Origin of the sequence: Streptomyces sp. LS1784 (assembly GCF_020103755.1) — a bacterium.
Classification (GTDB): Bacteria; Actinomycetota; Actinomycetes; order Streptomycetales; family Streptomycetaceae; genus Kitasatospora.
Genome location: NZ_JAHSQD010000552.1, coordinates 1 through 5,428 on the forward strand (window position 1 = coordinate 1; position 5,428 = coordinate 5,428).

Here is a 5,428-nt window from a genome sequence, read left to right on the forward strand (position 1 = left end):
CGGGCGGCGCAGGCCTGCTGCCGGCGGGGCGGCAGGACGGTGCCCCGGTGGAGCCCAGGGCGTACCGGCGTGCGGGCCTACGGGCGTACGGGCGTGCGCCCGGGCCGCCCCGGGCCCTGACGGGCCGCCGAGCCGGCCCGTTGTCGGTGCCCGCCCCTACGGTGAGCCGCATGACCGAGCACCCGGACCTCGCCGCCGAGCACACCGCCTTCTGCCCCGACCTCGTCTTCCAGGGCACCGGCACCCTCACCGAGTACGCCGAGCAGCTGGTCGGCGCCCACCAGTGGTCCTTCTGGTGGGACTGATCTGACCCCGGGGGCGGGCGCCGGGCGCACGGACCCGCCCGGTGTCCGCGGGCCGCCCGCCGGTGTGGCATGCTGCGCCGGGCCGCGAACCGAGCCCGAGCACCGACCACCCCCGAGGAGCCTGCCCTGAACACCGCCTGCGCCGAAGCCTTGTCCGCAGGCCTGCTGGTACTCGTCCTGATCTGCGCCGTCGCCCGCCCCTGGGGCTGGCCGGAGGCCGCCGCCGCGGTGCCGGCCGCCGCCCTGCTGGTGGCGACCGGCGCCGTCCCACTGGAGCACGCGACGGCCGAGGCCGCCCGCCTCGGGCCGGTGATCGGCTTCCTGGCCGCCATCCTGGTCCTGGCCAAGCTCTGCGACGACGAGGGGCTGTTCCGCGCCTGCGGGGCCTGGATGGCGCGCAGCGCCGCCGGGCGCCCGCGCCGACTGCTGGCCCAGGTGTTCACCGTCGCCTCGGTGGTCACCGCGGTGCTCAGCCTGGACGCCACCGTCGTGCTGCTCACCCCGGTCGTGCTGGCCACCGCAGCCCGCCTCGGCGCCCGGCCCGGGCCGCACCTGTACGCCTGCGCCCACCTGTCGAACACGGCCTCGCTGCTGCTGCCGGTCTCCAACCTGACCAACCTGCTCGCCTTCACCGTCAGCGGCCTCAGCTTCGGCCGCTTCGCCGCCCTGATGACGCTGCCGTGGCTGGCCGCGGTCGGCGTCGAGTACCTGGTGCTGCGCCGCTTCTTCGCCGCCGACCTGGACGCCCGTCCGACCGAGACGCCCGAGACCGGGCCGGCCCCCGCCATGCCGCTGTTCGCCCTGGCCACCGTGGGCTGCACGCTCGCCGGGTTCGTCGTCGCCTCCGCGCTGGACGTCAACCCGGCCTGGGCGGCGGCCGCCGGCGCCACCGTCCTCGCCGTCCGTGCCCTGGCCCGGGGCCACGCCACCGCTGCTACGGTGGTGCGCTCGGCGGCCCTGCCGTTCCTGGCGTTCGTCCTGGCCCTGGGCATCGTGGTGCGCGCCGTCGTCGACAACGGCCTGGCCACCGGCCTGGCCCACCTCATCCCGTCCGGCACCGCGCTGCCCGCCCTGCTCGGCACCGCCGCCCTGGCCGCCGCCCTCGCCAACGTCATCAACAACCTGCCCGCCACGCTCGCCCTGGTACCGCTGGCAGCCCCGGCCGGGCCCGGCGCCGTCCTCGCCGTCCTCCTCGGCGTGAACATCGGCCCCAACCTCAGCTACGCCGGATCGCTGGCCACCCTGCTGTGGCGCGGCATCGTCCGCGACCGCGGGGTGCCGGTGGACCTGCGCGAGTTCACCCGCCTGGGCCTGCTCGCCGTCCCGGCCACCCTGACCGCCGCCGTCCTGGCCCTGTGGGCCTCGCTGCGCCTGATCGGCGCCTGACCGGGTGCCGGGGGTGCCTCAGTACTCGGAGCTGGGTGCCGCCGTGACCGGGCCGAGGTCCGGCTCGTCACGCAACTCCACAGCCGTGCCGTGCCGTTCGAGTTCCAGCACGACCAGCTCGTTGGCACCGGCCTGCCACAGCGGGGCGGGGGCGTAGAGGGTGTGCTGGGGGCCGGCGGAGCAGTGGCGGCCGAGCAGGAAGCCGTTGAGCCACAGCAGTCCGCGGCCCCAGTCGGGCAGGGCGACGAACGCGTCGGCGGGGGAGGGGAGTTCGGCGGTGAAGCGGTGGAACGCCGGCTGCCCGTCGCCCGCCTCGACGCCGTCGGTGAAACGCAGTGCGGACAGGTCGGTCAGCGGCAGCGGCCGGATCTGCCAGTCGAAGAGCCGCTGGTGGCCGTGCGAGACGCCGCGGGTGATGCCCTTGCGGTCGTCCATCTGCGGGCCGTAGTTCACCCGGCCCAGCGCCTCGACGAGGATGTCCAGCACGACCCCGTCGGGCCCGGTGGCCAGCGCCAGCGTCGCGCCGGGGGAGTTGCGCTCCAGCACCCCGAGCGGGCGCCCGTCCGCGAAGACCTGCGCCCGGTCGGCCAACCCGTCGATGCGCAGCGGCAGTTCGGGGCGCGGTCCGGGTACGCGGGTGCGGTAGTGGATCAGGCCGCGGTCCTGGCCGACCTGCTCCATCGGCAGCGGCGCGGCGTGCCGCTGCGGCTGTGACAGCGCATCCAGGGCCTGTGCCAGCGCCGCCCGCCCGTGCGCCTGTTCCAGCCGCTGCGGTGCCACCCGCTGCGGTGGGTCGGGCAGTTCGCCGTCCGGCAGGGGCAGGTAGCGGCCGATGACCTCGCGCAGGGCGTGGAACTTCTCGGTCAGCTCGCCGGCCTCGCCGATCGGCGCGTCATAGTCGTAGCTGGTGACGGTCGGCTCGTAGCCGGCGTCCAGCGGGTGGGCGCCGCTGTGGTTGGCGCCGGCCCACAGGCCGAAGCTGGTGCCGCCGTGCGCCATGTAGAGGCTGACGGAGGCGCCGGTGGCCAGCAGCTCGTCCAGTGAGGCGGCGGTCTCCTTCGGGTCGCGGACGTGGTGGGGCAGGCCCCACTGGTCGAACCAGCCGATCCAGAACTCCATAGCGGTCAGCGGGCCTTCGCCCTGGTGGCGGCGGAGCACCGCCAGACGCTCGGGGGCGCGCGAGCCGAAGGTCGCGGTGGCCAGGTGGCCGGGGATGGCGCCGCCCTGCTGCATGGTGTCGTGGGCGCCGTCGGTGGTGAACAGCAGGCAGTCCACCCCGCGCCTTACCAGGCCGTCGCGCAGGTGGGCGAGGTAGACGGCGTCGTCGCCGTAACTGCCGTACTCGTTCTCCACCTGTATCGCCACCACCGGCCCGCCCCGGCTCGCCAGCAGCGGCAGCAACTCGGGCACCAGCGCGTCGAACCAGCCGTCCACCTCGGCCAGGTACGCCGGGTCCGCGCAGCGCAGCCGCAGCCCGTCCACTGCCAGCAGCCGGGCCGGAAGCCCGCCGAACTCCCACTCCGCGCAGATGTACGGGCCCGGCCGCAGGATCACGTCCAGCCCCAGGCCGGCGGCCAGCCGCACGAAGCGTGCCACGTCCCGCCAGCCGGTGAAGTCCACGGTGCCGTCGGGAAGTTCGTGGAAGTTCCACGGCACGTAGGTGTCCACCGTGTTCACCCCCAGCGCCCGCACCCGCCGCAGCCGGTCCTCCCACAGCTGCGGATGCACCCGGAAGTAGTGCACCGCCCCGGCCACCACCCGGTGCGGCGCCCCGTCCCGCACGAACCCGTCCGCGTCGTACCCGAGCACGCGCACACCCGCCTTCCCACCGCAGACCCTGGCACCGCCGAGCCTAGCGAGGAACGGGCCGCGCGGGCCGTCGCCGCTCAGGTGTCGTAGCAGCCGTCCCATGGGGGGCCGAAGCCCAGGCCGTCCGGGTGGAGCTCCATCCGGACGCGGTCCTCCTCGTCGTCCTCGTCCTCGTCCACCTCTACGACCAGGCCGAACAGGGCGCCCTCGAAGCGGACCTCGAAGGGCGCGATGACGATGTCCTGGCAGTGGAGCCCCGGCAGGGCGTCCAGCCACTGCTTCAGCAGGAGCTCGGCCGCGGTGATCGCCTGCCGCTCGCCGTCCGCCGTCGTGCCGGTGAACTCGATGCGCGAGCCCAGGTGGACGCCCGCCTCGTCGAAGCGGTGCAGCACGGCGTGCCAGCGCTTCACGGCCTGCCAGTTGTCGTGGCTCCAGTCCTCGGGAAGGGTCGCGACGATGTTCGCGTAGAACTGGCCGCCCTCGTACCGGCCGATGGTGTCCGTGTGGTAGCCGGGTTCGTGGCAGATCGGAATGACTTCGGGAACGTTCATGCCCCGAATCTAGGGCCCACCTGCGACAACGAGCCCGGGCGGGGGAGCGGGCGCCGGTGTTGCGCCCGGCGGTGCGGGTGCGGTAGTCGGACGGGCCGCCACGCGCAGCGCCCGACCGACGGCCCGTTTCCGGCACGCTGCCGCCGCCGTTCCGGCCGTGTCCGAGGAGAGGGACGTCACGGGGCCGGGCGAGGGGCTCCGCCGCGGTCCTGGAACGAGAGCACCATGCCTTCCTCGGCTGCGATCACCTCGCCCGGGAACCGGCTCCGGGCGTCGGCGATCGAGCGCGTGCGGTCGCTGCCGGGCCAGAAGTGCGTGAGGAGCAGGCGCTCGGCCCCGGAGCGGGCCGCCCACGTCCCGGCCTCCACGGCACTCATCAGGCGGTGGTCGCCGCCGTCGGCGGACGGGCCCTGGAGCGTGGCTCCGGCGATGAACAGATCCGCTCCCGCGGCCAGCCGGGCCAGAGCGGGGTCCGCTCCCGCGTCGCCGCTGTAGGCCAGGGTCAGACCCGGCGCGGTCAACCGCACTCCCGCGTGCGGAACGTGATGCGGCAGCAGTGCGGCATCGAGCCGGAACGGTCCCACCCGGTGGCTGGAGGGAAGCGTGTGCACGTCGAAGACGTCGAGCAGGTCCTCGGTCGGTTCCATCGCCTGGACCCGTGCGACCACCCCGGGGGTGCAGTACAGCGGCAGGCGGGCGCCCCGCTCCTGCGCGAAGTAGCGCGCGCGGCACAGCGGACTGAGGTCGGCGCAGTGGTCGGGGTGCTCATGAGTGATCACCACCGCGTCGACGTTCCCGTCGGCACAGTGCTCCAGCAAGCGCGGGAACGTCGCGTAGCCGAGGTCCAGCACCAGCCGGAACCCGTCGTACTCCAGCAGGAACCCGCTGGCGCTCCGCCCGGCCTCGGGCCAGGCGCCGCACGTCCCCAGTACCGTCAGTCTGCGCACCGGCCGATGCTCTCACGGGTGGTTCCACCGGCCGAACCCGAGCGGTCCCGGCCCCGGCCCGGGCGGCCCGCCGCCGCGCCCGGCCCGCACGGTGATCCGCGGGAGGGCCCTGGCAGACTGCGGACATGAACGGACCGTCGCCCGATGACGGGCTCGCCGCGAACCGTGCCCTCCGGGATGCCCGGGCGAAGGCGCACGGGACGACCCCCGACGACGTGTTCTACGACGTCGATGCCTTCCTGGCCGGGCGGCAGCCGGCAGCCGCTACCGATACGTGACGGATTCGCCCGCCCGGCCCCCGCCCCTAGGGCCTGTGTGATGTTGTGATCAATCAGTGGTCAGCAGGAGATCATCGATCCAGATCATCGAGGCGCGGAGGTGAAGGCCGGCGAGGTAGCTTTCCGGGCTCTTGTCATACCGGGTCGCGATG

General features: G+C 74.4%; 6 protein-coding genes. 3 read left to right on the top strand and 3 right to left on the bottom strand.

Annotated elements, in window-relative coordinates:
* Positions 1 to 170 precede the first annotated feature (170 nt).
* Positions 171 to 305, top strand: a complete 135-nt coding sequence (locus KS423_RS37445; RefSeq protein ID WP_308020289.1) for a DUF4253 domain-containing protein — start codon at positions 171 to 173, stop codon at positions 303 to 305.
* Positions 306 to 374: 69 nt separating this feature from the next.
* Entirely contained in the window at positions 375 to 1,691 is a 1,317-nt protein-coding gene (locus KS423_RS37450) for an SLC13 family permease (protein ID WP_374120098.1), read from the top strand.
* Between the two features lie 18 nt (positions 1,692 to 1,709).
* On the opposite strand, the gene KS423_RS37455 is transcribed toward KS423_RS37450, so the two are convergent.
* From KS423_RS37455 to KS423_RS37465, 3 genes are all read right to left on the bottom strand, one after another.
* Entirely contained in the window at positions 1,710 to 3,506 is a 1,797-nt protein-coding gene (locus KS423_RS37455; protein WP_224284204.1) for a beta-galactosidase family protein, read from the bottom strand.
* 71 nt (positions 3,507 to 3,577) lie between these two features.
* Positions 3,578 to 4,051, bottom strand: coding sequence for a hypothetical protein (locus KS423_RS37460; RefSeq protein WP_224284205.1), 474 nt, complete (start codon positions 4,049 to 4,051; stop codon positions 3,578 to 3,580).
* Between the two features lie 176 nt (positions 4,052 to 4,227).
* Entirely contained in the window at positions 4,228 to 4,998 is a 771-nt protein-coding gene (locus KS423_RS37465) for an MBL fold metallo-hydrolase (protein ID WP_224284206.1), read from the bottom strand.
* A gap of 125 nt (positions 4,999 to 5,123) precedes the next feature.
* On the opposite strand from KS423_RS37465, the gene KS423_RS37470 reads away from it, so the two are divergent.
* On the top strand, positions 5,124 to 5,276 hold the full coding sequence (locus tag KS423_RS37470; RefSeq protein WP_224284207.1) for a hypothetical protein: 153 nt from the start codon (positions 5,124 to 5,126) through the stop codon (positions 5,274 to 5,276).
* Positions 5,277 to 5,428: the final 152 nt, after the last annotated feature.